This window comes from Actinacidiphila yeochonensis CN732 (assembly GCF_000745345.1).
GTDB lineage: Bacteria > Actinomycetota > Actinomycetes > Streptomycetales > Streptomycetaceae > Actinacidiphila > Actinacidiphila yeochonensis.
The window spans coordinates 586400-611935 of record NZ_JQNR01000004.1; the positions used below are offsets into that span (position 1 = coordinate 586400).

Annotated in this window: 25 protein-coding genes; 12 read left to right on the plus strand and 13 right to left on the minus strand. The window is 73.0% G+C overall.

Annotated elements, in window-relative coordinates:
- Positions 1–102 precede the first annotated feature (102 nt).
- Positions 103–1572, minus strand: coding sequence for a phosphatase PAP2 family protein (locus BS72_RS09275; protein WP_037908587.1), 1470 nt, complete (start codon positions 1570–1572; stop codon positions 103–105).
- A gap of 328 nt (positions 1573–1900) precedes the next feature.
- On the opposite strand from BS72_RS09275, the gene BS72_RS09280 reads away from it, so the two are divergent.
- A complete protein-coding gene (locus tag BS72_RS09280; RefSeq protein WP_037908589.1) occupies positions 1901–3112 on the plus strand; it encodes an aminotransferase class I/II-fold pyridoxal phosphate-dependent enzyme in 1212 nt (403 codons plus the stop codon).
- 319 nt (positions 3113–3431) lie between these two features.
- On the plus strand, positions 3432–4700 hold the full coding sequence (locus BS72_RS09285) for an MBL fold metallo-hydrolase (RefSeq protein WP_107498719.1): 1269 nt from the start codon (positions 3432–3434) through the stop codon (positions 4698–4700).
- 65 nt (positions 4701–4765) lie between these two features.
- Here the strand turns inward: BS72_RS09285 and BS72_RS09290 are convergent, their stop codons facing one another.
- A complete protein-coding gene (locus tag BS72_RS09290) occupies positions 4766–5422 on the minus strand; it encodes a DedA family protein (protein ID WP_051950848.1) in 657 nt (218 codons plus the stop codon).
- On the minus strand, positions 5419–6279 hold the full coding sequence (locus BS72_RS09295; protein ID WP_078901186.1) for an MBL fold metallo-hydrolase: 861 nt from the start codon (positions 6277–6279) through the stop codon (positions 5419–5421). Before BS72_RS09295 ends, BS72_RS09290 begins: the two co-directional genes overlap by 4 nt.
- A 697-nt stretch (positions 6280–6976) precedes the next feature.
- Between BS72_RS09295 and BS72_RS09300 the strand changes: the two genes are divergently transcribed.
- The 5 genes from BS72_RS09300 to BS72_RS36395 all read left to right on the plus strand — a co-directional run bounded on the left by BS72_RS09300 (position 6977) and on the right by BS72_RS36395 (position 10883).
- Positions 6977–7825, plus strand: a complete 849-nt coding sequence (locus tag BS72_RS09300; RefSeq protein WP_037908591.1) for an oxidoreductase — start codon at positions 6977–6979, stop codon at positions 7823–7825.
- A complete protein-coding gene (locus tag BS72_RS09305; protein WP_037908594.1) occupies positions 7825–8439 on the plus strand; it encodes a TetR/AcrR family transcriptional regulator in 615 nt (204 codons plus the stop codon). The genes BS72_RS09300 and BS72_RS09305 overlap by 1 nt, the downstream gene beginning before the upstream one ends.
- A 95-nt stretch (positions 8440–8534) precedes the next feature.
- Positions 8535–9503: a pirin family protein gene (locus BS72_RS09310; protein WP_037908598.1), complete on the plus strand. Its 969-nt coding sequence runs from the start codon at positions 8535–8537 to the stop codon at positions 9501–9503.
- Positions 9504–9936: 433 nt separating this feature from the next.
- Complete coding sequence (locus BS72_RS36390; RefSeq protein ID WP_157856184.1) at positions 9937–10350, plus strand: hypothetical protein; 414 nt, start codon at positions 9937–9939, stop codon at positions 10348–10350.
- A 23-nt stretch (positions 10351–10373) separates the two neighbouring features.
- A complete protein-coding gene (locus tag BS72_RS36395; RefSeq protein ID WP_157856185.1) occupies positions 10374–10883 on the plus strand; it encodes a hypothetical protein in 510 nt (169 codons plus the stop codon).
- A 1150-nt stretch (positions 10884–12033) separates the two neighbouring features.
- Here the strand turns inward: BS72_RS36395 and BS72_RS09315 are convergent.
- The 3 genes from BS72_RS09315 to BS72_RS36405 all read right to left on the minus strand — a co-directional run bounded on the left by BS72_RS09315 (position 12034) and on the right by BS72_RS36405 (position 14160).
- Entirely contained in the window at positions 12034–13017 is a 984-nt protein-coding gene (locus BS72_RS09315; RefSeq protein WP_078901187.1) for a dienelactone hydrolase family protein, read from the minus strand.
- A 163-nt stretch (positions 13018–13180) separates the two neighbouring features.
- Positions 13181–13750, minus strand: a complete 570-nt coding sequence (locus BS72_RS36400; RefSeq protein WP_051950850.1) for an AfsA-related hotdog domain-containing protein — start codon at positions 13748–13750, stop codon at positions 13181–13183.
- Between the two features lie 29 nt (positions 13751–13779).
- The gene (locus BS72_RS36405; protein WP_051950851.1) at positions 13780–14160 is read right to left on the minus strand and encodes an AfsA-related hotdog domain-containing protein; all 381 of its coding nucleotides are present in this window, start codon (positions 14158–14160) and stop codon (positions 13780–13782) included.
- Positions 14161–14273: 113 nt separating this feature from the next.
- Here BS72_RS36405 and BS72_RS09325 point away from each other — a divergent pair, with 113 nt between their 5' ends.
- The 3 genes from BS72_RS09325 (at position 14274) to BS72_RS09335 (ending at position 16726) form a co-directional block, all read left to right on the plus strand.
- On the plus strand, positions 14274–14903 hold the full coding sequence (locus tag BS72_RS09325; RefSeq protein ID WP_037909743.1) for a ScbR family autoregulator-binding transcription factor: 630 nt from the start codon (positions 14274–14276) through the stop codon (positions 14901–14903).
- The gene (locus BS72_RS09330; RefSeq protein ID WP_232792293.1) at positions 14900–15787 is read left to right on the plus strand and encodes an NAD(P)H-binding protein; all 888 of its coding nucleotides are present in this window, start codon (positions 14900–14902) and stop codon (positions 15785–15787) included. The genes BS72_RS09325 and BS72_RS09330 overlap by 4 nt, the downstream gene beginning before the upstream one ends.
- Before the next feature lie 165 nt (positions 15788–15952).
- A complete protein-coding gene (locus tag BS72_RS09335) occupies positions 15953–16726 on the plus strand; it encodes an SDR family NAD(P)-dependent oxidoreductase (protein ID WP_107498749.1) in 774 nt (257 codons plus the stop codon).
- A 210-nt stretch (positions 16727–16936) separates the two neighbouring features.
- Here BS72_RS09335 and BS72_RS35315 read toward each other — a convergent pair whose 3' ends face one another.
- Positions 16937–17563 (minus strand): TetR/AcrR family transcriptional regulator, encoded by a 627-nt coding sequence (locus tag BS72_RS35315; RefSeq protein ID WP_051950852.1) that lies wholly within the window; start codon positions 17561–17563, stop codon positions 16937–16939.
- A gap of 254 nt (positions 17564–17817) precedes the next feature.
- On the opposite strand from BS72_RS35315, the gene BS72_RS09345 reads away from it, so the two are divergent.
- Positions 17818–18474, plus strand: coding sequence for a response regulator transcription factor (locus BS72_RS09345; RefSeq protein ID WP_037908601.1), 657 nt, complete (start codon positions 17818–17820; stop codon positions 18472–18474).
- 212 nt (positions 18475–18686) lie between these two features.
- Here the strand turns inward: BS72_RS09345 and BS72_RS09350 are convergent, their stop codons facing one another.
- On the minus strand, positions 18687–19829 hold the full coding sequence (locus tag BS72_RS09350; RefSeq protein WP_037908603.1) for an MFS transporter: 1143 nt from the start codon (positions 19827–19829) through the stop codon (positions 18687–18689).
- A 131-nt stretch (positions 19830–19960) separates the two neighbouring features.
- On the opposite strand from BS72_RS09350, the gene BS72_RS09355 reads away from it, so the two are divergent.
- On the plus strand, positions 19961–20395 hold the full coding sequence (locus tag BS72_RS09355; protein ID WP_037908605.1) for a MerR family transcriptional regulator: 435 nt from the start codon (positions 19961–19963) through the stop codon (positions 20393–20395).
- A gap of 26 nt (positions 20396–20421) precedes the next feature.
- Here the strand turns inward: BS72_RS09355 and BS72_RS09360 are convergent, their stop codons facing one another.
- The 5 genes from BS72_RS09360 to BS72_RS09375 form a co-directional block, all read right to left on the minus strand.
- Complete coding sequence (locus tag BS72_RS09360) at positions 20422–21315, minus strand: fumarylacetoacetate (FAA) hydrolase (protein WP_037908606.1); 894 nt, start codon at positions 21313–21315, stop codon at positions 20422–20424.
- A 60-nt stretch (positions 21316–21375) separates the two neighbouring features.
- The gene (locus BS72_RS09365) at positions 21376–22404 is read right to left on the minus strand and encodes a pyridoxal phosphate-dependent aminotransferase (RefSeq protein WP_322942173.1); all 1029 of its coding nucleotides are present in this window, start codon (positions 22402–22404) and stop codon (positions 21376–21378) included.
- Entirely contained in the window at positions 22314–22661 is a 348-nt protein-coding gene (locus BS72_RS39485; protein ID WP_322942174.1) for a hypothetical protein, read from the minus strand. Before BS72_RS39485 ends, BS72_RS09365 begins: the two co-directional genes overlap by 91 nt.
- Before the next feature lie 62 nt (positions 22662–22723).
- Positions 22724–24376: an AMP-binding protein gene (locus BS72_RS09370; RefSeq protein WP_037908608.1), complete on the minus strand. Its 1653-nt coding sequence runs from the start codon at positions 24374–24376 to the stop codon at positions 22724–22726.
- Positions 24373–25491 (minus strand): Glu/Leu/Phe/Val dehydrogenase dimerization domain-containing protein, encoded by a 1119-nt coding sequence (locus BS72_RS09375; protein ID WP_037908609.1) that lies wholly within the window; start codon positions 25489–25491, stop codon positions 24373–24375. Before BS72_RS09375 ends, BS72_RS09370 begins: the two co-directional genes overlap by 4 nt.
- Between the last annotated feature and the right edge of the window lie 45 nt (positions 25492–25536).

The window sequence follows — 25536 nt, forward strand, 5'->3', positions numbered from 1 at the left end:
GCTCCGCGGCCCCCGGGAGTCCGGCTCAGCGTCCGGCGCTCAGCGCCGCGGCCCGGCGCCGTGGCCGCGGTAGGGTGCCGACGGCCCCGGCAAGGCCCGCGTTCAGCCGCGACCGCGCTCAGCGGTGTAGACGGTCAGCCCGCCCCGCACCTTCCCGAGCAGGATCTCCTCCGGCGCCGCGGCCACCTCCCCGTCGTGTGCGAGGTGGACGGCCACCCCCGGTATCCGCACCCGCAGCCGGGGGACGGCCGCCGCCGTGTACACCGGCGAGGAGGTGAGCGCACCCGTCAGCGCCGCGCCCAGCATCCGGGTGCGGGCGAACGGCCCGCCGTCGACGATCCGCACGTCCAGCAGGCCGTCGGCGAGGTCGCGCCGCCGTACCGGCGCCGGTCCCCAGCTGGAGTAGCGGCAGTTTCCGACGAACATCATCCACACCGAGCGGAGCCGCCCGTTCACCACGATCTCCACCGGTTCGCAGGTCCGCAGCACGTGTACGGCCGCCAGCACGCTCGCCGGCCAGCTGCCCACCCGCCGCGACCAGCGCTCGCGCACCCGCACCAGGTCCGGATAGGCGCCGATGCTGAACGTGTTGAGGAAGACCCCGGCGTGGTCGCCCGCCGCCCCGCGTGCCACGTCGACCCGCGTGGCGCGGCCCGCGCGGACCGCCGCTGCCGTCGCCTCGACGCTCTCCAGGCCCAGGTCCAGCGCGAAGTGGTTGCGGGTGCCGCCGGGGAAGACCGCGAGCGGGACGTCGTGCCGCAGAGCCGCTCCGGCGGCCGAGCGGACGGTGCCGTCCCCGCCGCACACGCCGAGCGCGCCGCCTTCCGCCGCCGCCCTGCGGGCGGCCTCCTCCAGCAGCGCGGCCAGGTCCTCGTCCTCGGTCCGTACGACGACCGCCGCGTCCGGCAGGGCCGCCGCGATCCGCGCGGCCGGCGTGCTCAGCAGCGGCGGCGGGCCGGACGCCGCGTTCGCCACCACGTGCAGGCCCCGCCCCGTCCCCAGCGCGGGCGCCCGCTCCGACGACCCGGGCCGGGGCCGCGGCGGCCGCGGCGGCAGGAGCCGCCGCACCACCCACGCCGCGCCCAGCCCCAGCGCGCAGCCCGCGAGCACGTCGCTCGGGTAGTGCACGCCGGTGTAGACGCGGGAGAACGCCACGCTCGCCGCGACCGGTGCCACCGCCGCGCCCAGCGGCCCGCTCTGCACCGCCACCCCCGCCGCGAAGGCCGCGGCCGACGCCGCGTGCCCGGATGGGAAGGACGAGGTCACCGGCTGCCGGTGGAGCCGCCGTATCACCGGGACCGCGTCCAGCAGCGGACGGGCCCGGCCCACCGCGCCCTTTCCGACGGTGTTGACGGTCAGCGAGGCCAAAGCCAGCGATCCCATGCCCCGCAGCGCCGCCCGCCGCCCGTTCCGCCCGCCCGCGACAGCCATACCGGCCGCCAGCGCGCCCCACAACCGACCATGGTTCGCGGCCCGGCTCAACCGCGGCAGCACCGGCTCGGCCCCCGGCCACTGCACCTTCGCCACCTGCGCGAACACCGCGCGATCCCAGCTCTTCCACGGATACGTCACGACGGCACGCCTACCCGGAGCCGTGAATCCCTCACCCGGCGGTTCACCGGCCGCCAGTCCTGGCCGCTGGGCCCTCCCGCTGAGTCCTCCCGCCGGGCCCGGACGCCCGGCCCGCCCGGCGCACCGTTCGGAGCCGCTGACCGTCCCGCGCGCACCCGGGCCGGCGCCGGCGGGCACCCGCGTTCCGGACGGCCCGCCGGCGGCTCGGGTCCGACGGGCGCGGCCGGCCGTTCCGGGAGAGGGTGGGGTCTGGAAGCACGTGCGGCGCCGTGGGACACGCGGGGTGGCGCACGCGACAGCGACGGGGCCCACCGGAGGGACGCGCGCCATGTCGTGGAGGTTCGAGGCCAGGCCCGACCCCGGGCTGCCGGTGCCCGCGTACTGGACGGTGCGGCTGCGCGAGGGCGGCGCCACGGCGGAGCCCCCCGGCGGCGGGCAGCACCTCCTGGAGGCCGCCGACGGCTACTGGGCCCGGCGCGGCCTGCCCGGCGGGCCCGAACACGTGCTGGCCGCCCCCGGCGCGGAACAGCTGCTGCTCGCCGTGCTCGCCGCCGGCGGGGGCGAGCCGGTGCTGGCCCGTCCTGCTCCGGCCTGGCAGGCGGCGGCGGCCGGGCTGCTCGGCCGCCGGGTGCACCGGGTGCCCACCCCCGCCGAGGGCGGCGGCGTACCCGACCCGGTCGCCCTCATGGAGACGGTGCGGCGGGCCCGGGCCGACGGCGGCGACCCGCGGCTGCTGGTGCTCTCGGCCGTCGACGACCCCAGCGGCACCGTCACCGCGCCCGAACTCCTCCACGAGACCTGCGAGGCCGCCGCCGAGGCAGGGCTGCTGATCGTCTCCGACGAGACGTACTCCGACACCCTCCACCACCACGACACGGTGCTGCTCAGCCCCGGCGAGATGCTGCCCGACCACACCGTCGTCCTCGCCGACCTCGGCGCGACGCTCGTCCCCGCCGACGTACCCGTGGGGCTGGCCCGCTTCCCGGCCACGCCGCACGGGACGTCCCTGCGGCAGCGGGCGGAACGGGTCCTCGCCGGGGTCCGCGCGGTGCTGTCCGGGCCGGTCGCCGCCGCCACCGGCTACGTGCTCGCCGAGCCCGCCGAGGTCGCCGAGTTCGGCGCCGCCGCGAACCGGCTGCACGCCCGGACCGCGGCGGCCGCCTTCCGCGCGGTCACCGACGCCGGTGCGGTGTGCCGGCCGCCCAGGGCCGGTTTCCAGCTCTACCCGACGGCAGGGCGCCCCGGGCCGCACGCGGCCGAGGCCGCAGAGGAGCAGCTGACCGCCGCGCTGGGCCGTCCGGTGCCGGGCGGGCAGCGGTTCGGCGACGACCCCGAGGAGCCCCGGGTCCGGATCGACACCGGCGCCCTGCACGGGACCACCGACGAGGAGCGGCGCGCCGCACTGGCCGCCCCCGACCCGGCCGCCCTGCCGCACGTGGCAGCCGCCCTGGCCGCCCTGAAGGCCGCCGTCACCGGCCTGACCGGCGTGGACGCGGTCAGCGGATCGGCGGACACCGGATCGCGGGGGAGCGGGGTCTGACGTACGTTCGGCTCACCGCCCGGGCCCGTCGGGCGGCCGATCGGAAACGGCGCCGCGGAGGAGACCGAGCGGGAGACGCAGCGGGGGAGACGAAGGGGCGGGGCGACAGCGAGGAGTCCTGTATGAGCGACCAGCGCGACCGCCACACGGCCCGACCCGCCGCCCACCCGGCCCCCACACCGCGCCGCACGCCGCCGCCCACACTCCACCGCGGCCGGCGACCCACACGCCGGGCCGCACCTCCGCGCGCACCCCGTTCCGCCCGGCCGCAGGGCCCGGAGCGGAACCCGGCGGAGCCGGCGGCGGCCGCGCCGGCCAGTTGAACCCCGCCGGTCGCCCCGCCGCCACCCCCCTCAGCCCCGACGGCGATCCTGACAGCGGCTTTGACGGCGGTCCCGGCGGCGGGTTTGACGGCGGTCCTGACACCGGCGCCGACGGCCCGAACCCCTTCGCCGCGCCCACCGCCACCTCCACCGGGACCCCGGGGACCACCGACAGCCCGCCACCCCGCCCCACGCGGCCGGCGCCACCCGGCGGCGACCGCGCGGGCGGCGCCCGTCCGGACCCGCGGCCGACCGCCCAACCGGTGGCCCCCGGGCCGCGCGCCTGGCCCGCCACCTTCGCCGACCGCCTGACCGAGCCGCTCCCGCAGCCCGGCATCCGCGACATCGTGCGGCTGGTGCGCGAGTGCGCCGTCCGGCCGCCCGAGCACAGCCTCGCCGACGTGCCGCGGCTGCCCGTCGAGCCCGGACCGGTGCCCGATCCCGGCCCGGCCGGGGTGAGCGTCACCTGGGCCGGACATGCCAGCTGGGTGGTGCGCGTCGGCGGCCTGGCCGTCCTCACCGACCCCGTGTGGTCGCAGCGCATCCCCGGCACCCCGGCCCGCGTCACCCCCGTCGGGGTGCCGTGGGAGGAACTGCCCCCGGTCGACGCCGTCGTGATCAGCCACAACCACTACGACCACCTCGACGCGCCGACGTTGCGGCGGCTGCCCCGGGACACCCCCTGCTATGTGCCGGCCGGCCTCGCCGGCTGGTTCACCCGACGGGGCTTCACCCGGGTGACCGAACTGGACTGGTGGGAGCACGCGGAGCTGGCCGGCGTCCGCTTCGACTTCGTCCCCGCCCGGCACTGGAGCCGCCGAACCCTCACCGACACCTGCCGCTCGCTGTGGGGCGGCTGGGTCCTCACCGACGCGCGCGGCCGGCGCGTCTACTTCGCCGGCGACACCGGCTACGGCCCCTACTTCGCCGACATCGCCCGGACGCTGCCCGGCATCGACATCGCGCTGCTGCCCATCGGAGCGTACGCGCCGCGGTGGATGCTCAGCGCGGTGCACACCGACCCCGAGGAGGCCGTCCAGGCGTACCTGGACCTGGGCGCGGCCGTCATGGCGCCCATGCACTGGGCGACGTTCCTGCTGTCCGGCGAGCCCCCGCTGGAGCCGCTGACCCGCCTGCGCGCCGCGTGGCGCGCCGCCGGACTGCCTCGCGAGGCCCTGTGGGACCTCCCCGTGGGCGCCTCCCGCGTCCTCACCCCTGCCCCGCCGCTTCCTGCCGAGCCGCTTCCTGAGGTCCCGCTGTCCTGAGGTCCTTGAGCCCTCGCGCCCCTTCGCGCCCTTCGCGCCACGCCCCGCCGCGCTGGAGATCGGACCTACGACGCGCTGTCGGACGCCGTCCGGCCGTGCCGTGCCCTGCGGACGAGCCGGGCCGCCGCCGGGAACGCCGCGACGGCCAGGGTCAGCGCCACCGCGAGCACCACTCCCTGCCAGGGCTCGGCCAGCAGCGAACCGCCCAGGAGGCCGATCAGCTCGTACGCCGCCGCCCAGGCCAGGCACGCGGCCACGTCGCCCCGCGCGAAGCGGCGCAGCGGCATCTCCGCCAGCAGGCAGGCCACCATCACCGGTATCCGCCCCGCCGGTACGAGGCGGGACAGGACGAGGACGGCGGCGCCGTGCCGGTCCAGTTGCCGTTGGGCGGTGGCCAGCGTGCCGTCGTCGACCCGCTGCTGGAGGCGGTGCAGCCAGCGCGTGCCGCCCCGCGAGCGCGCCCCGCGCAGCCCCAGCCAGTACAGCGCGACATCCCCGAGGAACGCGGCGACGGACGCGGTGGCGAAGACGAAGCCGAGCGCGGCCGGGTCGGAGTCGTGCAGCGCGACCACCGCCGCACTCGACACCACGGCGCCGGTCGGTATCACCGGGACCAGCGATCCCAGCGCCACCAGCAGGAACAGCGACGGGTACCCGACAGCCTGGCGCGCCCCCTCCGACGGCGCCGTGTGCGCGGCCGCCGACGCGAGCAGGCCGATCATCCGGCACCCCCTTCCCGGCCGGACTCTCCGCGCAGGTCGGGCCCGCGGCCTCCGGCCCGCCCACGGCCCCCCACCCGCCCGGGTGGAGCGGGCGCCAGGGTGACGCTCTCGCCGTGCGCCAGCCGGTGCACGGACGCCGCAGGGGCGACCCGGGCGGCCTCCTGGACGAAGTCGAGGCCGGGTGTGTGGAACTCGCGCGGGCGCACCCCGTCCATCCCGATCGGCCAGTACGTGCCGTAGTGCACGGGTACCGCCGCCGGAGCGCCGAGCCGGGCCAGGGCCACCGCCGCCCGCTCGGGGTTGAGGTGCCCGTGGCCGAGGAACGGCCCCCACCCGCCGACCGGCAGCAACGCCACGTCGCACGGCCCGACCTCCTCGGCCATGGCGTCGAACAGCCCGGTGTCGCCGGCGAAGTAGGTGCGGGCCTCGCCAGTGACCACGTAGCCCAGAGCCGGGGCGCGCTGCGGCCCGAGCGCGATCCGCCGGCCGTCGTGCGCGGCCGGCACCACCCGGACGTCGAGCGGCCCGAAGGCGAGCCGGTCGCCCGGCACCACCTCCACCAGCCGCAGCCGCCCGCGCAGCCGTCGCAGCGCCGGCACCGCCGCCCGCGCGCCCCTCGGCAGCAGCACGGTGGCGCCCGCCGGGACCCGGGCCAGCGACCCCACGTGCAGGTGGTCGGCGTGCAGGTGGGAAACGAGTACCAGCTCCGCCCCGGCGGCCTCCGGCGGCGGCACGGCGCCCCGGCGGCGCCGCAGATGGGCGAGCCTGCGCACGAGCAGCGGGTCGGTCAGCACCCGCACTCCGGAATCCCTCAAGGCCACGGTGGCGTGGCCCCACCAGGTGATCTCCACGCCCACGGCACCCCTGCCCTCCGCGGCCTGCCGCCGCCTCGCTGTTCCGCACCCGGACCCGTCCGGGGCTCCGCCTCCGCCGGGCTCGGCCGGCCTCGCCGAGGAACCGGCCCCCGAGGGCGTGCCCCGGCCCTCCTCTGTCCGCCCGGCCCGCCCGTCGCGTCCCGCGCCGGCAGATCGGAACCGCCCGCACCTGGAGCGTAGGCCAGACCCTGACCGGCTGTGTGACCGGTACCGATGCCGGGCCTCCGACCCGACCCCTGCCCCCGCCCGGCCAGGCCGAACCCGCGAGAGCGCCCGCATGTTCTTCCGTCTCCGCCCTCGCGGCGGGGAACGCGGGCAGCGGTCTCCCCGGCCCCGGGTGGGAAGCGGGGACGTGGATGCCGGGCAGGGGCTCGGCCGGCATCTCCAGGACCAGGCGGTGGGCGGTGAGGTGCTCGGCGAACGCGGTCGGTCCGGCGGAGTGGCGGCGGAGCCGTTCCGTCCCGTACCCGGTGAGGATGACGCGGAGTGCGTCCTGACCTCCCGCGCCGTCCTCAGCACCTCCCCTCGGGACGTCTCACTCCGGGGAGGAGCGTCATGGAGCCTTTGGCGCGTCGTGAGGCGGCATCGGAATCTGCGTGGAGATGACAAAAATCGACGACGTGTAGAATTTGGAGCGAGGGAGCAGCCAGACTCCCTCCAAGTCCTTTCTGGAGGAGCAGTGCAGCAGCAGAAGTGGCTCATCACCGGCGTCAGCACCGGCCTTGGGCGTGCCTTCGCCCGAGCCGCCCTGGCCGCCGGGCACACCGTCGTCGGCACGGTCCGCTCCGAGGAGGACCGGCGGGCCTTCGAAGAGCTCGAACCCGGGCGCGCTCACGGCCGCATCCTGGACGTGACGGACGGCGACGCCGTCTCGAGGGTGATCACGGAGGTGGAGCAGAGCGTCGGAGCTCTGGACGTCGTGGTCGCCAACGCGGGCTACGGCCTGGAGGGCACCTTCGAGGAGACACCGCTGGCCGAGGTGCGGCGGCAGTTCGAGGTCAACGTCTTCGGGACGGTGGCCACCCTGCAGGCGGCCCTGCCCCACATGCGCCGGCGCCGGCGCGGACACCTGATGGCCGTCACCTCCATGGGCGGGCTGATGGCGGTGCCCGGCATGTCCGCCTACTGCGGAAGCAAGTTCGCACTGGAAGGCATCCTTGAGGCGCTGGGCAAGGAGGTCGCGCGGTTCGGAATCCACGTGACGGCGATCGAGCCCGGCTCCTTCCGCACCGACTGGGCCGGACGGTCCATGACACGTGCCGCGCGGTCCATCGACGACTACGACGAGCTGTTCACCCCCATCCGTGAAGCACGGCAGAAGGCCAGCGGTAACCAACTGGGTGATCCGGCCAAGGCCGGGGACGCCGTCGTGAACATCGCGTCGGTGGGCCGGCCGCCGGCCCACCTCGTCCTGGGCTCGGACGCGCTGCGACTGGTCACCGCCGCGCGCACGGCCGTGGACGAGGACATCCGCGCGTGGGAGGCGCTCTCCCGTACGACCGACTTCGCCGAGGGTGCTCAGCTCTGATGCCCGGCCACCACCCCGCGCGAAGCCGACGCACCACCGAACGCAAGGGAGACGTCCGGGAGCGGGCCATTCTGGACACCTGCGAAGTCCTGCTGGCGCAGAAGGGCTACGACGCCATGACCGTCGGCGACATCGCCCAGGGCGCGGGCATCACACGCGGCGCCCTGTACTTCTACTTCGGCTCCAAGCAGGAAGTGGTCACGGCGCTCGTGGCCCGCACCGTCGAGCACCTGTGGGAGCGGTCCCTGGCCACCGCGCAGTCCGACGAGCCGCGCCAGGCCATCGCGGCAGCCATGCGGCGCACGGTCGAACTGTGGAACGAGCACGGCCTGGTCATGCGCACGGCGATCGACCTGTCACTGACCGTGCCGGAGATCGGCGAGCTGTGGAGCCGTACGGCCGACCTGTTCATCGCAGCCATCACCGCGGTCCTGGAACGGGCCGGCATCGAGGCCGGCGCCGCACCGGAACAAGCGTCGGCCATGGCGCGCGCCCTGTGCTGGATGATCGAGCGGACCTTCTACCACGCTTCGCAGGAGGCCGGCGGGAACTTGCAGGAGGCATCCTCGACCTGCGAACACATCTGGCTGGTCAGCGCCGGCCTGACCGCCTGACGCAGCCGGAAGGGACGGTGGGGGGCGGGCGGCGAGCGCCGACATACCGGGCGGCGGTGGAGCGGCGCGGCGGCCGGCAGGGGGATGATCGGACCATGAGCAATCTCGATGTGAAGCCGGCCGCCACCGTCTGCGGCGGCCGTGAGGACGTGTCCGCGGCGCCGGTCCGCGAACTGCTCACCGGCCGCACCGTTCCGCTCGGGGAGAGCACGCGGGTGCGGCGGCTGCTGCCCAACCTGGGCCGGCGCATGATCGGGGCCTGGTGCTTCGTCGACCACTACGGGCCCGACGACATCGCGACCGAGCCCGGGATGCAGGTGCCGCCCCACCCGCACATCGGCCTGCAGACCGTCAGCTGGCTCCATGGGGGCGAGGTGCTGCACCGCGACAGCCTCGGCAGCAAGCAGACCGTACGCCCCCGTGAACTGGGCCTCATGACGGCGGGCCGGGCCATCGCACACTCCGAGGAGTCCCCCCGCGACCACGCCCGCTACCTGCACGGCGCCCAACTGTGGGTGGCCCTGCCGGAGGCGAGCCGCAACACCGCGCCCTCGTTCGAACACCACGCCCGACTCCCCGAGGTCACCGGCGCGGGCGGCCTGCACGCCACCGTGATCCTGGGCGAACTCGACACCGCCGCCTCACCCGGCACCATCCACTCGCCCCTGGTCGGCGCGGACCTCACCCTCGCGTCCGGCACGGCGGCCCGGCTCCCCCTCGAACCCGACTTCGAGTACGCCGCCCTCGCGATGTCCGGCGAGACCCTCGTCGACGGCGTCTCCGTCACCCCCGGTTCCCTCCTCTACCTCGGCGCCGGCCGCCGCGAACTCCCGCTCCTCGCCGAGTCCGACAGCTCCCTGATGCTGCTCGGCGGCGAGCCCTTCGCGGAGAAGATCGTCATGTTCTGGAACTTCGTCGGCCGCTCCCACGACGACATCGTCCAGGCGCGCGCCGACTGGAACGAGGGCTCGCGCTTCGGCGAGGTCCACGGCTACGACGGCGCCCGCCTCCTCGCCCCGGCCCTCCCGCCAACTCCCCTGAAGCCGCGTGGACGTGCGCGCTGACCTGGGTGTTTGCTCGTCTTCTTGGTTGCCCTCCGCCTGTGCGGTTGGCGCCGCGCGAACCCTTGGGATGGTTCGCTCGGCGCCGGCTTCACCTGCCTCGTGGGTGCTTCGTGGGCCGGTCGCGGTACTTTCGGTGCGCCCGCGTGTGACCAGGCAAGGCGTACCTCATGCTGACTCAATGCTGACTTTACTGACGGATTATCAGTTGTGTCTGAGCTGGGCTTCGGTGGTGTGAGGAGTTCAGTCGCCGCGTGGCGGTCTGGGCCTATTGCCGACTCGGCGGCCTCGTCAGCGGTCGGTGTGGTAGCTCAGGGAGATGCCGACGGCGCGTGGCGCGTCGGAACTCTACGCGCACTATACGGACGGCAGTGGGGCGGACGTGACTGTTGATTGCGAGAAGGCGTATCGGCAGGATGCTGTCATAAGAAGGGCCGTGGGCCAGGAGATTCAGCACGGCCAGAAACGGGCGGAGATTATAGAGGAAATGAACAAAAGTTCTGCCTTGGATACAACCGGATGCGCGGTGACTGTGGGTAACGGCAATTACCCGGTGATGGAAAATTGGCAGAAGGCTCTAGGTGGGCACGTGATGTGGCGAAGTGGTTCGGTTCAGGTATCGGGTGACACCTTCGCGATGAAGATCGTCATTCACGAGAAGGGCCGGTATGACTTCAACAAGGGGATGCGCGACATCGCCACCGGGATTCCGGATGACGTAAATGACTGTTTTGCGACGCTGGGTTGGGCTAAGCCTTGCATGACTCGCGGGACTGTTACCAGGACGGTTACCTGGACCCGTGGCGACATCGCGGGCAGCAGTGTGGTGTCAGGAGGGGAGAGAGGATGACCAGGTTGCCAACTGTGGGTTTCGTGGCGCTCGCCTTCAGCACCGGCCTCGCCGTAGCCGCGTGCGGAACGGACACGGACCATAGCGATAAGGCCGCTTCGTCTGATTCCGGTGCATGTGTGAGGAAGCAGGACGTGCAACCTATCGCGACCCGCTTCCCCGTCTTCGGGGAAATCGCTCGATCTGAATGGTGTGCGGTGAATCTCTCGGCGGGCCGCTCCGATGTGCCGGGGCCAACCGACATCCGCCTTGCCGGCGAACTTACAGCAGCCGATTCCGGCCGCGTCCACGCGTTGCTAGGGGATTCGCGATGGCACTTTCGAGCCGCGTCGTTGCCCTCGCTACCAGCGAAGATCGCACAGGAGTTGCCCGAGGGTGAGGATAACTGGATGGCCAGCGAGGAATTCGACCGCAGCGTCTCAGCGGGCCTCTACGCGGCGAACTTCTATCTGAGTGAAACATCGAGCGCCGTGGTGTTCGACACGGTTAACCCTGTCTCTCCGACCAACTCCGCGCCCGCCGTGGTCGAATGAACCCCGGCCGGAGTATTGAGGGGCACCGCCCACGAGTTGGTTCCGCCCTTATGGCTGAGCTGATTCAAAACCCTGCTGTTCATGAGCGGGCGCAGGTCCCAGTGGTGTGACGATCCGGCGGAATATCTCGTGTCACGCCTATGCCGTTATCGACATCTTAAGTCGCTACCTGGATCAACGACCCGGCCAAGCGTCGCGAACTCGCACCACAAACCTCATAGCATCACAACCGTCTCGCTGGATTTTAAATCCACCACACTCGTTCTCAACGAAATCTGCGAATAGTCATCGTTTGGAAAGCCTCACTGGGTTGCCCTCCCGATGGTGATGAGGGTATCCGCGGGTCGGCGAATAGGGGTTCCGGCTGAACAGCCGGAACCCCTATTGGTTTCAAGGAGGAGATCCGTGCGGCCTACGGACGGTCCGGACCCCAAGGAGACGGAACTCCGAGGAACACGGAAGTGGAAGTCGGCGATACGGGTCGACGCTCCTCTGCCGGTGGTGTGTCGGGCTGGTTCCCCGGAGCGCCTGCGGCGTGTGCCGGTCTTTTCGTACGAGCGTTTTCATCGACTCGTTCGCCGTTCGGCCCGAGCAGGGAGGTTGTCTGCCGCGGCGTACGGCGCGGGACTCGGGAGCAGTTGGGGCCGCCGCTGCAGCAGGGGAGTAGTACGCCGTCGGGGACGCGGGCGCGGGTTTGGTCTTGGGGCCTTCGATGGCGTAGGTGGAGTGACGGCCACCGCGAGCGTGTAAGTGTGGGTGGATTGGTCGTTGAACGCCCTGCGGTGGGCCCTTCGGGCGGGTCGACATAGGCCGCGTCGGTCTTCCCGGGCAGGTCCGGCTTCTGGGCACCCCGACCTGGAGTCCGATTCCTTTCGAGGTTCCTGCTGCGGCGGCCGCGTCCGGGGCGAGGATTCGCTCGGTCCGCATCGAAACGGACGTCGACTTGCCGCTCTCGGAGGAGGAGATGGAGGTGGTCTGCACCTCGCCTGCCTGACCTCGATGAGGCGGACGACTTGGTGCTCCGCGTGACGCGCAGGGGCGGCCGGATCGCCGTCTTCGACGTGGAGGCGGTGCCCGAGCGCCAGCAGCGCGTTTTCCGCGCGGATGTGAGGGGAGCGGACGCGCCGGACTTCGGTGGGGCACCAGCGGGTCAGAGGCTCGTCGACTGGCCGCGACGTGGTGGGGCGAGGTGGCGGGTGATGAACGATTGCCAGAGTCCGGGTGCGTGTCGCGGGGTGTGGCCGTGACGCCCGGTGAAGGCGTGAAGTTCCTTTTCGGCGCCGGCGAAGGCGTCGAACAGATCGAGCTGCCCTGCCCTGGGGAAGAGGTCGTCCTCCCACTGCAGATGGAAAAGGACCGGCGCGGTGATCCGGGAGGCGTCGCGCAGTGCGCGGTCCGGGGCGTGAAGGGCCGGGTTGAGGGCTGCGGCCGACCGCAGACCGAACTTGCCGAAGACGGCGCATCGCAGCGCTGGTCCGAGGGCGACCGCGGTAGCCAGGCCGAAGCGGGTGCCCATCGACAGCCCGAAGTACGCCAGCCGCGTGCCGTCGGCGACATCGGCTTCCGCAAGGAGGTTGCTCGTGGTGACCCAGTCGTCAGCGATCCGGTCGAGCACCTGGCCGATGCCCTCGGCGGCGATCTGCGCTTGGTACTCCGCCGGCGTCAGCGGCGATCGCAGTCGTTCGCCATGGTACGGCCCGTCGATCGCAGCCGCCGCGTAGCCGGCCGATGTGAACTGAGCGGCCATCGAGACGATCCGGTCGCTGTGCCGGTGCCCGCTGCCGCCGTGTCCCAGCAGCACCGTGGGAACTGGTCCTGGGCGCCTGACCGGTGTCCACACGGTGCCGGGGACCGTTCCGGATGGTCGGCGGATGAGGAACGACCGTTGTGCGGTGTGTGTAGAGGTCTGGCGGATGCCGGACCAGGTCACGTCATGGCTCACCCTGTCACCCAAGCACGGGCGGCATCCCGCCGACAGGATGGGCGAAGCCACGGGAACCGGGCACGGCCGACCGCGATGACCGGCACTGTCACATCCACGGCCAGCCCTCGCCCGCGCCTCCCGCTCCCGGGGGTGGGAACTCTGCGCGTGCCGGCGAGGACGAAACCGCGCGCGGGGAGGGGAAGACGGCATGTGAAGCCCCCGGTCATACGGAACGTGATCTTCGTGGATCGGTTCCTGCCAGGGGCTTCACATGCGTCTGCGGTGCGGACGTCGACGTGTGCGTGCCGAGCGGTCGGGCAGGGCGGCGAGCACGTTGCCGAGGATGTGTCAGGCCGTCAGGACCGGGTCGGGCTCACTGCGGTAGCGCCTCGACGGACGTGACGGGCGGGCGGTTGTCACACGACACCCGCGGCAGGACCGTGACGGTGCAGGAGAAGACGGGGCGTTCCTCCTGGGACGCGCTGACCGCTATCCGGGCGCGACCGTCGGCGTCTGCCGGAAGGAGCTCGGCCGACACCATGCAGGGCGAGTCGAACTCCACGTAGCGGAGGAAGCGCGTCTCGAAGCCGACCGCCAGCACCGGATGGTCCATCATGGCCTGTGCGGCCTGGGCGGCGGCCTCAAGCAGGACCATCCCCGGGACGTGGTCGTGCGGGTGGTCGAAGAGGACCCGGTGGCCGACGTCGATGCGAAGGCGCCACAGCGACGGACGCTCGGGGGAGAGCACCACGTCGCGTTCGTGGGTGCGGCCCACCGTCGGGGCGGGGACGGGAGGGGTTGCCGGCAGCGCCCGCGCGAAGGAGGTGTGCGCATCGGCGTACCGGCCGCGCAGTCGGTCGTAGACGGCCGGGGGGTGGGCCGTGTAGTGAACCTCGGCGGTGCCGAGTCGCTGTCCGCGGCGCAGGGCCGTGATGTGGGACACGACGCGAACCGAGCCGAGTCGCCGACGGTTCACGGAGGGGTGGTTGACGAGGAGGGTGACGTCGTTCCCCCGTCCGTGGTGCTCAGTGCTCCTGCGTTCACAGCGAGACTGATGTGCTCCCAGCCCAGGCGGTGGCCGAGCGGGACCTGATGGACGTCGTGGGTGAGGAGGGCCAGGGCTTGGCGGAGGCTCTCCGTGAACAGGAGGGCCCTGAACTGCCCCCCCTCGATGTAGAAGGGATGTTCGGGGCTCCAGCGGACGTTGACGCGCTGAACGCTGTCCGAAACCTCGTCCCAGTCGGTGACGAGGGCCTCCTCGTGGGCGGTCTTGCGCACCAGGGCGTGGACGGCGGCGGCGTCCCGATCCACGCGGGTGAGCGCCGGGCGGTTGCTGCCTAACGAAGTTGCCATGCTGAGTCGCCTCTCCCCTGAAGACGTGCTGGCCGGCCGAGCGCGTGCGCGATCGGCTCTGGTCGTATAAAATAAAGAACGCTTCTATTTTTGTGAAGATGTTGAGGGGGAACATGCCGGAACGAACGGTCAAACAGGAGCGTGCCGAGAGGACCCGTGCGGCCTTGGTCCAGGCGGGCGCGGAGGTCTTCGGGGAGAGCGGGTTCTCCGGGGCGAGTGTCGCGAAGATCGCCGACCGGGCGGGTGTGACGCTGGGCGCGATGTACTTCCACTTCAGAAGCAAGGAGGAGTTGGCGTGGGAGATCGTCCACGGACAGCCCGATGCCGTCGTGCCCCCGATCCCTTCCGAGGGGCTCCAGCGCGCTGTCGATGTCACCCTCACCTGGGCCTATCAGCTACGTGACAACGCTGTCCTGCGAGCGGGCGCGCGACTGGTCTGGGAGCAGGAGCAGTTCGCCTCGGCCGAGGAGAACTCCCATCGGCAGTGGACGAACATCCTTCTGGTGGACCTCCGCGTCGCGAGTTCCCGACGTGAGCTGAAGGCGTCGACCGACGTCGAGGCGCTGGCCCGGGTGGTGGTCAACGCCTGTACGGGGGCCCAGATGCACGCCGGCGTCGAGACCTCGCACGCGGACCTCCCGCAGCGCGTCGAGGACATGTGGCGCTTCCTGCTGCCGGCTGTGGCCACGCCCAGTGCCGTCGGCAGGGTGGAGCTGGGCGAGGCTCGCGGGAGACTCCGGTGACGCCCGCGCCGCCTCCGGGGACGCCGCGGATCGTGGTCACCGGGGCCACCGGAGCCGTGGGCAGCCAGCTGGCCCGCCGGCTCGCGGAACCGGGGGCGCGGGCTCCGGACGTTCGCCTCCTGGTGCGGGACCCGGGCAAGGTGGAGCGGATGGGGCTGCCGGGCACCGTCGTCCACGCCGACTACGAGGACCGCCCCGGCATCGCCCGCGCGATGGACGGCGCTGACGCCGTGTTCCTGGTGACGGCGAACCCCTTGCGTCCTCAGCACGACGAGAACATCGTCCGGGCCGCGCGGACGGCCGGGGTGCGCCGGGTGGTCAAGGTCTCCTGGCTGGCCGTCACCGATCCGGAAGCCGACGACCTGATCACCCGCTGGAACCGGGAGTGCGAGGAGCTGCTGCGCGCCTCCGGTCTGGAGTGGACGGTGTTGCGCCTGCGTTCGCTGATGTCCAACACCCGGTCGTGGGCCTCCTCCATCCGCTCCGACTCGACGGTGCGGAGCTTCGGCGGAGACGCGCCCACCGCGGCGGTGGACCCGCGCGACGTCGCCCGGGTGGCGGCGCACGCGCTGACGTCTCACGGGCACGCGGGCCGGACCTACGCGCTCTCCGGGCCGCGGCCGATCACCGCCCGGGAGCAGACCGAGGAGCTCGCCCGAGCGTTGGGGAGGCCGCTCGGCTTCGTCGAGCTCACCCCTGACCAGGCCCTGGCGCGCTGGCGGAAGGGCCTGCCCGAGCAGGTCGCCCAGGCCCTGCTCGAAGGAGCCCGCCGGCGGGCAGGGGGAGCCGCGGCGCAGGTCGAGGGCGACGTCGAGGCCGTCACCGGGCGCGCGCCGACGGCCTTCGGGAGCTGGGCGGACGACCACCTCGGGTGGTTTCGGTGAACACGGCGTCGACCGCGTGCCCGTGCGGGTACAGTGCTGCCCGATTTGCGGGCGTGGAGCGCCGAGGCCGTCGTGCCGAGGGCGCGAAGTGGCGGACGAACGCGAAGTGGTGGGGGATGACGCGAAGCCGCGGGGGAGGAACGCGACGTGGGGGAGGAGAGCGAGATGACAGCCGCCCAGGGGCTTCTTCGTGACAAGGTCGTCATGATCACGGGGGCCTCCAGTGGTATCGGCGCGGCCGCGGCCCGGCTCTTCACCGCCGAGGGGGCGGCGGTGACGCTGATGGCGCGGCGCGGGGAGCGGTTGCGAGACCTCGTCGCGGAGATCCGGGACGGGGGCGGCACGGCGGAGGCGGTCGTGGGGGACGTGACGGACCCGGCGCACGTCGAACGGGCCGTCACACACACCCTTGACGCCTTCGGACGGCTCGACGCCGCCTTCAACAACGCGGGGTGGGGTTCGCTCGGGACGGTACTGCACGAGACGGAGGACGCGGTTTTCGACCGCATCATGGACGTGAACGTGCGCGGGGTGTGGAACTGCATGAAGCGGCAGATACCGGCGATGCTCCAGGGGGGTGCGGGCGGCGCCATCGTGAACACCTCCAGCACGGCGGGGTCGTTCGCCACCGGCGTGGTGTCACCGTATGTGGCCGCCAAACACGCCGTGTTGGGGCTGACCCGCGCCGCTGCCGCGGAGTACGGGCGGCATCACATCAGGATCAACGCGCTCATGGTCGGCTCCACCCGGACCGAGCTGCTGGAGGAGGCGATCGCGGCCGTACCGCAACTGGAGCAGGCGGCTGTCGCCCGCGCCATCCAGCCTCGTCTGGCGGAGCCGGTCGAGGTCGCCCGGGCGGCGGCCTGGCTGCTGAGCGATCAGGCGTCGTTCGTCACCGGTGGCGCGGTCCCCGTGGACGGAGGGTGCAGCGCCGTGTGAGGGGGCGCGCGGAGTGGGCGCGGCGGTGGCCGGCCGTCGGCCGCCTCCGCCGGTCCTCAGCGAGCCTCCGCCGGTCCTCGGCGGGCAGGCGGTCCGGGTGGCGGGTGTTCCGGGCACCGGGTGGCACGGGCACCGGGCGGTGGTCCGGGTGCTGCCCGGTTCGGGCACCGGGTGGCACGGGCGCACCCGTGCCACCCGGTGCCCGAACCGTCACGAGCTCGGTCGACGACGATGGCTGGGAGGGGGCTCGGGCGGGACGAGCCCGTGGGAGACCAGGGACCAGATCCGGGCGAGCTGGTCGACAGGCCCCTCGGGAGGGCAGTGGCCCGGTTGGCCGCGGTGCCGTAGGTCGGCCTCCACGCCCGCCACGAGGTAGGAGGCCAGGGCCGTGAGCGTCGTCGAGTCGGCGTAGGCGCCCCGGGAGCCGCCGGGCGCCTGCCCCAGGAGTTCGCGGAGCCGGGGCATCCAGGCCGAGGTCCAGTCCTGCACCGCTCCCTGGCCCTGCTGTTCCCGTGTGAGCCTGGCCGCCGCGCGCACGGTCACGTTGTTCTCCAGAAGGTCGGCGAGCGCGAGGGTCATCGTGACCACGGACTCCACCGAGGCGTCGCCCCGGGCCGTCACCCGCTCCACGAGGGCGGCCGTCGCCGCCAGCCCCCGCTCGTTGACCGCCGCGGCCAGCTGCGCCTTCGACGGGAAGTGGAAGGTCACGGCCCCTACCGAGATCCCGGCCGATCTGGCGATCCCGGCGAGAGAGGCCCCCGCGTACCCGATGCTGTCGAACTCCCGTGCGGCCGCGCGGATCAGGACCTCACGTGTCCGCGCCGCCCTCTCCTGCATGCTGCGATCCTTTCGCGCCACCGCAACCCGCGTGCTGCCGCCCGCGGACGTGAGACCGGTCACCGTTGACCGAGAAAAAAAAGATACACTATTATTTGTGATAGTCGTGAGGATCATAACTGATGCTTCCTCACCCTTCGGTATCAGGGGGAACGATGCACGCAGGTGACACCTCATCGCATGATGTGAACGAGGACTCCGCGGCGGGCTCGGAGCGCCGGCCGGCAGGGAGAGCGCAGAGGTCGGGCGTTCGTGTGCTGGTGGTCGAGGACGACCCCGACGCCGCGGACAGACGGGTGCGCGACCTGCGCCGGCAGGGGTACGCGGCAACCAGCGTCGACACGGGTGCCGCGGCGCTGCGGGCCTACCGGCACGCGGACCTGGTCCTGCTCGGCCTCGACCTCCCGGACATCGACGGCCTTGAGGTCTGCCGGTCCATACGGGGGGCGGGGGACAAGCCGCTGATCTCCGTCGCCACTCACGACGCCGAACTCGACCGCGTTCTGGCCCTCCAGGCCGGGGCGGACGACTGCGTGGTCGCCTCGTGCGGCTCGCGGGAGATGGCGGCGCGCATCGAGGCGGTGCTGCGGCGGTCCCGGTTCAGGTCGGAGCCGAACGGTCTCACCGCCCGCCTGGGTCCGCTCCAGATCGAGGGGGCGGCCCGGGAGGTGCGGCTGGCGGGGCGGCTGCTGAATCTCACCGCCAAGGAGTTCGAGCTCCTGCAGACGCTGGCCGCGGCCCCCGGGGCGATAGTGACCCGCGAGGAGCTGATGGCCAAGGTGTGGGAAACCAGTTGGACCAGCTCGACCCGGACCATCGACACCCACGTCAGCAGTCTCCGGGCGAAGCTCGGATCCACTGCCTGGATCGTGACGGTCCGCGGTGTCGGATACCGCATGGGCCGCGGCTGACCCGGCCCGGCGCCCTCCTCCACGTCCGTGGCCGGGGGCGGAGGCGAGAACGGCACGTGAGTGGCCTCTGTGAGTCGGCAGAGCTGGTGGAAACCCGTATCGGCGGTCCGTCCGGGGCGGCGTTCCCGTTCCGGAGGGCATCGGGCCGGGAGACGGTCCGGGCCGCGGCCGTCACCAGGGGTGGTGACGGCCGCGGCCCTGTGCTGAACGGATCAGACGGCACTGGGGCGTTTGGCCGGGAAGGCGTGCCGCCGGCCGATGACGACGACCAGCAGCACCGGCACCAGGAGCGCCCCGACCGTCCAGGGAAAGGACTTGGGGCCGAGGGCGTCGAGCAGGATGCCGCCCGCGGCGCCGCCGCCGGCCATGAACGAGTTCCAGGCGGTCACCAGGAGCGCCTGTCCGCGGTCGCCGCCCGCGTCGGTGACGGCGGTCTGGAGCAGCGTGGTGACGCCGCCCCAGCCCAGGCCCCACAGCACCATCGCCGCGTAGACCACGACCGGGCTGCTCGCCAGCAGGCCGAGGCAGATCGAGGCCACCAGGAACAGCGCGGTGCTGCCGATCGTCAGCGTCCGCAGCTTCCGGTCGACCAGGGCGCCGGTGATGAAGATGCTCACCACCGAGGCGATACCGAAGACCAGGAGGACGATGTCGCGCGAGGAGCCCATGTGGTAGGCGTCGAGGAAGGTGGAGATGTACGTGTACAGGATGTTGTGCGCCAGCACGTACGCCGCGACCACGAACAGGATGGCGACCACGCCGGGGAGCCGGAGGGCCTGGAGGATGGGCTCCCGGTTGCCCGCACGCTGCCCTGGCGCGTCCGGGACCGAGGCCGTGATCCACCCCAGCAGGAGGACGGAGATCAGGGCGACCAGTCCGAAGGTGACCCGCCAGTCGAAGACGTTGCCGAGGAAGGTGCCTACGGGGATGCCCAACGACAGGGCGAGGGGGACCCCTGCCATGGTGAGGGCGATCGCCCTGCCCTGGAGGTGCGGGGGTGCCAGGCGGCGTGCGTAGCCGACGAGTTCGGCCCAGACCACGGCCGCGGCGATGCCGGCCAGCAGGCGGAAGGCCATGGTCAGCAGGTAGCTGGACGAGATGGCTGTCACCACGTTGGCGACGGCGAAGACCGAGACCGACAGCAGCAGCAGCTGCTTGCGCCGCCACCCCGCTGTGGCCATGGAGACCGGGATCGCCGAGAGGCCCGTGGCGAGCGCGTAGACGGTGAGCGACTGCCCGGCCGCGGCCTCGCTGACCGAGAGGTCGTGGGCCATCTCGGGGAGCACGCCGGCGGGGAGTGCCTCGGTCAGGATGCCCATGAACGCGGCCGTGCCCAGGGCCAGCAGCGGTGACATGGGGAGTCGCGATTCGGCGTTTGTTTCCTGGCTTCTGACGGGTGCTTGTTCCTGAGAGGTCGTCATGACCGGTATCCTCAAACCCTTACATTGGTGTGATGGTCAAGTCGATGGCACGTGAGGTGGGTCACATGCGCATTGGTCAACTGTCGGAGCGCACCGGTATCTCCCGGCGGCTGCTGCGGTACTACGAGGAGCAGGGGCTGCTGCCGGCGGCCCGCTCGCTGAACGGGTACCGGGAGTACGACGAGCGGTGCGTGGACCGGGTCCTCCAGATCCGGGGACTGCTGGAGGCCGGGCTGCCCACCCGGGTCATCAAGCAGGTGCTCCCCTGCATCGACCAGCCCCGCGCCATCCACGTGGCCGGTGCCACGCCGGAGACGATCGCGACGCTGGAGAGCGAGCGGGACAGCATGACCGAGCGGATCCGGTGCCTGGTCCGCAACCGGGACGCCATCGCGGACTACCTGGAGGCGGTGCGCGGCGGCCAGCGGCCCCTCGCCACCGCCGGGGGCGGAGCCCGCGAGGCCGCCGCGCCGTCGGAGGCGGGCGCCGCCGCCTCCTGAGGGCGGCGGCGCCCGACCGCGGCCGGTCAGACGACGCGGGTCTGCCCGGTGTAGGCGATGACGTTGGACAGCACGGTGTCGTGGCTCTGCACGTCGATGGTGATCCGGTCGCCGTCGGCGATCCGGAACCCGTCGTGGTAGCTGGCCTTGTCGGCGCCGAGCAGGACGTAGGTGACGAGCTCCGGCCGGCGCACGACCGGGTAGGAGAAGAGGTGGTTCAGCAGGTCGTCCACCCGGTGGTAGAGGGCGTCCGAGCCGCAGGAGAAGTCACCCTTCCAGGCCGCCGCGCCCTCCCGCTCGATGGTGATCCGGCCGGTGACGGTGCGCGGCGGCTCATCGAGGAAGAGCCAGGGCGTCATGGACGTCTCGCAGAGCTTGGAGTACGGGGTCCACCCCCACGGGTTCTGCAGGTGGTAGCCGATGTCGTTGAGGTCGTTGGCGAAGGTGTAGCCGGCGTAGTGCGGGGTGCCGTCGTCGTCGTTGACGTGGACGAGGGCGACCTCCGGCTCCTCCAGCAGGGCGACCGTCGACGCGGCGGCGGCCAGCGGCTGGTCGGGCATGCGCAACCAGGAGCCGAAGCCCTTGATCAGCCAGTTGGGCGGCCGGAACTCCTGGGCGGGGTCCGGGTCGTGGTCGTACTTGGACCGGTGGGTGCCCATGAAGCCGGTCAGCAGGGCCTCGCCGGTCTCGGGCAGCAGCGGGGGCAGCAGGGTCAGTTCGGGGTCGTCGACGGCGACGTCGACCGTCGCGGTCCCCGAGGTGACGGCGCTGACGACCGCCTCCGCGCCGCCGCCGGCGAGGAACGCCGCCCGGAGCCGCTCGTGCGGGACCTCGTGCAGCCGGTGCGGCACGCCGGGGACGGGCTTGCCGATGCCCACGTACCGGCGGCCCCGGTAGGCGCAGGTGAAGAGGACGGTCATGACGGGGGTACCTCCTGGGAGAAGGGTGTACGGGGCTGGGGGGTGGTTTCCGGGGACCGGTCAGGAACCCGGTACGGGCTCGCCGGCCAGGTCGGCGAAGGCCGCCGCGACACGGTCCAGGGACGTGGCGATCCACGGGAGCCGGAGGGGGTCCGCGGCGGTGAGCGCGGCGAGGCGTTCGTGCTCGCTCTCGCCGTACAGGCGGCTGGTGGCGATCCGGATCCGCAGCGCGTCCTCCGGCTCCCCGAAGGCCGTGGCCGGCAGGACGCCGACGCCGTGGCGCCGGGCGAGCAGCGCCGCCAGCTCCCCGCCGCCGGCCACCCCGTGCGCCCGGGACAGCCGGGCGCGCAGCGGCTCGAAGTCGGGGTACAGGTAGCAGGTGGCCCGGACCGGCGCCAGCCGGGCACCGGTCGCGGTGACGCGGCCGGCCACGGCCCGGACGACCCGTTCGTGCAGTCGGCGCGAGGCGGCGACCCGGTCGACGACCTCGCGGGGTTCGGCGAAGGCATAGGCGGCGGCGGCCTGCACCGGTGCCGCCGTGCTCGACCAGACCTGGCTGGCGATCGCGGCCAGCCGCTCGTGCACGGTCCGCCCGAGCGGGCCGCCGGGGAGCCGGGCGACGCCGACGCGCCAGCCGCCGAGCGCCAGGTTCTTCGTCAGTCCGGTGGTGACGACGGTCCGCTCCGGGGCGAACTCGGCCGGGGAGACGGCCCGGTCGCCGGGGGCGAAGACCAGGTCGCAGTAGATCTCGTCGGAGACGATGACGAGGTCCAGCTCCCGGGCGGCCTCCGCCAGCCGCCGGACGGTCGCGGCGGAGGCGATGGTGCCCGTGGGGTTGTCGGGCAGCGTGACCACCACGCAGCGCACGTCCCGCCCGGCGGCGCGGGCCCGCGGGACCGCCTCAAGCAGGGCCGCCGGGTCCGGCACCCCGCCCTCGCCCGGCAGGGTGGGGACCGGGAGGGGCCGTCCCCCGGCGAGGCGGGCCTGCGCCGCGTAGCTCACCCAGGTGGGGACCGGCACGACGGGATCGCCGCCGACGGCCAGCAGGAGGGCGAACAGCAGCGGCTTGCTGCCCGGGCCGCAGACCACCAGGCCGGGGTCGGCCTCCAGGCCCGCCGCTGCCAGTACCCGGCGGCGGCGGTCCGCAGCGCGGCGCTCCCCGTGACGGGGCCGTACGCGTTGCGGTCCGCCGCCCGCCCCAGCCGCTCCCGCAGCTCCGGCAGCACCGGCAGGCCGATCTCGCCGCTGGCCAGGGGCACGACCTCCTCCCCGGCACGGCGGCGGCGGTCCAGCTCCGCGTCCGCGGCGAGGGTCGCCGACAGGGTGACCGGGACGGGTGGGGACATGGCGGGCTCCTGGTGAGGGCGGGCCGGGGCGACCGGCGGGACCGGGGTAGGGGGAAGAGGGGTCAGCCCGCGGCGTAGCGCTGCCGCAGTTCGACCTTGCGGACCTTGCCGGTGAGCGTCTTCGGCAGCGCGGGCGTGACCTCCAGCCGCTCCGGGAGGAAGCGGGGGTCCTGGCCGGCGTCGCGCAGGTACCCGCGGACGTCCTCCAGGGTGACCGCGGCCTCGCCGCGGGGGACGACGACGGCCAGGATGGGGTCGTCCACCGTCCCGTCGAGTCCGACCAGCGCCGCCTCGGTGATCCTCGGGTGCCGGGAGAGGATCGCCTCCAGTTCGGCCATCGGCACGACGAGCCCGTCCCGCAGGATGGTGTCCCGCGCGCGGCCCAGGATGCGGATGCCGCCGCGGCTGTCGTCGCGGGCCACGTCGCCGGTGTCGAACCAGCCGCCCTCGCTCAGCTCGGCGTCGAAGGCGTCCTGCTGCTTGTGGTAGCCGAGGGCCCGCGACGCGCCGCGCACCCGCAGCCGGCCCACCGGTGCCCGCTTGCTGGGGTCGTGGCACAGGTCGATGCGGATCTCCATGGAGTCGATCGCCCGGCCGTGGCTGTGCGCCGCCCAGTCCTGGTTGTAGTCGAGCCGGGTGATGGTGACCGGGCCGAACTCCGACATGCCCCAGACCGAGTACGTCCGGGTGCCGAAGGTCTGCCGCAGCTCGTCCACCAGCTGCTGGAGCACCGGCGCGGCACCGGTCACGGTGTGGTGCAGGCTGGACACGTCGTGCGGGTCGACGCGCTGGGCCTGGGCGATGCCGGAGAGGGTGGGCGGCGGGCCGTACAGCAGGGTGGCCCGGTACCGCTCCACCAGGTCGAGCAGCCCGGCGTGGTGCTGGCCGTCCTGGAAGACGGCGGTCGCCCCGAGCATCACCGTGGCGAGCACCCCCTGGCCGAGGCCGGAGTAGTGCACCAGCGGCGTGGTCACCACGGCCACCAGGTCCTCGTCGAGGAGGAAGGTGTCGACGTACCCGCGGACCCCGGAGTGCACGGTGTTCTGGCTGTGCACCACGCCCTTGGAGTAGCCGGTCGTGCCGGAGGTGAACAGCACCACGAACGGCTCGTCCGGGCGCAGCTGGAGCCCTTCGAGCTGCCCGGCGTACCGCTTCTCCCAGTGGGTGGAGACGAAGTGGTCGTGGAAGTCGACGGCGCCCTCGGGGGCGTGGCCGTCCACCACGACGACGTGCTCCAGCGGCAGTTCGGAGCGCATCGCGTGCACCGTCTCGGCCAGCGGGTAGCCGTCATGGTCGGCCACCGTGACGCAGACCTTGGCCTCGGTGAGTTCGAACCGGTGCCGCAGCTCGTCCTCCGTGCACACCGGGGCGATGGGGCACAGGACGGCGCCGACCGACATGCAGGCGAACATCAGGGGCACCATCTCCCACCGGTTGGGCAGCTGGACCGCGACGACGTCGCCGCGTTGCACGCCCAGTTCCAGCAGGCCGCCCGCGAACCGCTCCGTCAGCCGCATGAGTTCGGCGTAGTCGAGGGTGTCGGTGCGGGCCTCGTCCAGCCGGCGTCCGGCGATGGCCAGCTTGCGCGGCCGCTCGCGGGCCTGCCGGCGGAGGTCGTCGAGGAAGGTCTCGTCGCGCCACCAGCCGCGCCTCCGGTACTCGGCCAGGCGGTCCGCCGAGGTGCTCCGATCCGGCGTGGCGCCGACGGCGGTCACCGGCGACGCTCCTCGTGCCGCACCGCGAGCAGCTCCGGCAGTGGGTCGCCGGCGGTCGCCGAGGCGATCTCCAGCAGGTCCCGGGTGTTGCGGCGGACGCGCTCGCCGATCCAGTCGAAGACCCACGCCTTGCGGGCCTCGGCGGCCAGCTCGAAGGGGACGACCCGGGTGACGGCCAGGGCGGCCGAGCCGGCCCCGCCGATGTTGGCGATGACCCCGGGGACCAGGGTGGCACCCGAGGCGCGGACCTTCTCCCGGGCCTCGGAACCGGAGGCGAGGTTGGCGCCCTCGACCACCAGGCGGGCGCGCAGCCGGTGGGCGTTGTCGGCGTTGAGCGCGTACTTCTGGGCGGCGAGGACGAGCAGGTCCGCGTCGACGTCGAGCCAGGCGTCGGGCTCGCCGCTCACGGTGACGCCCTGCGGCAGGCGGGAGCGGTCGATGCGGCCGAACTCGTCGGTCGCGGCGACCAGTCCGGCGACCGGCAGCCGGTCGGCGCTGATGGTGCCCTCGATGTCCGCCACCGCGACGACCACGTGCCCGCGGTCCTCCAGGAAGCGGGCGACCGCGCGGCCCACCGCGCCGAAGCCCTGCACGACGACGCGGGCCGGCCCGGTGCGGCCGTCGGCCTCCAGGGCGGTGACCGCCGCGACGCCGACGCCGTGGCCGGTGCAGTCGATCAGCGGCTCGTAGTAGGTGCGCCAGTCGATCGGCATGTCGGGGGCGCCCAGCCGGTAGCGGGGGTCGTAGCCGGCCGTCTCGAAGAAGACGGCGCGGTCGGCGGGGGTGACGCCCATGTCGATGCCCAGGTGGATGCCGCCGTGCAGCAGCGGCTTGACCGTACGGCCGAAGGTGCGGAAGGTCGTGTCGCGGTCGGTGCCGTCGGAGACGATGCCGCCCTTCGCGCCGCCGATGCGCAGTCCGGCGAGGGTGAACTTCTGGGTCATGTCGTGCGCGAGGCCCGCCACCTCCTCCTGCGTGACGCCGGGCGTCATGCGCACGCCGCCCATGGCCAGGCCGTCGTACAGCGAGTCGACGACGACCCAGCCCGTGATGCTGCCGCCGCTGCCGTTGAGGTGGACGGTGAACGCGGGGTCCGTCTTCTCGGGGTCGCTCATTCTCGTGTCCTTCCGGGGTGTCGAGTCGGGTCACGTGCGCCGGCG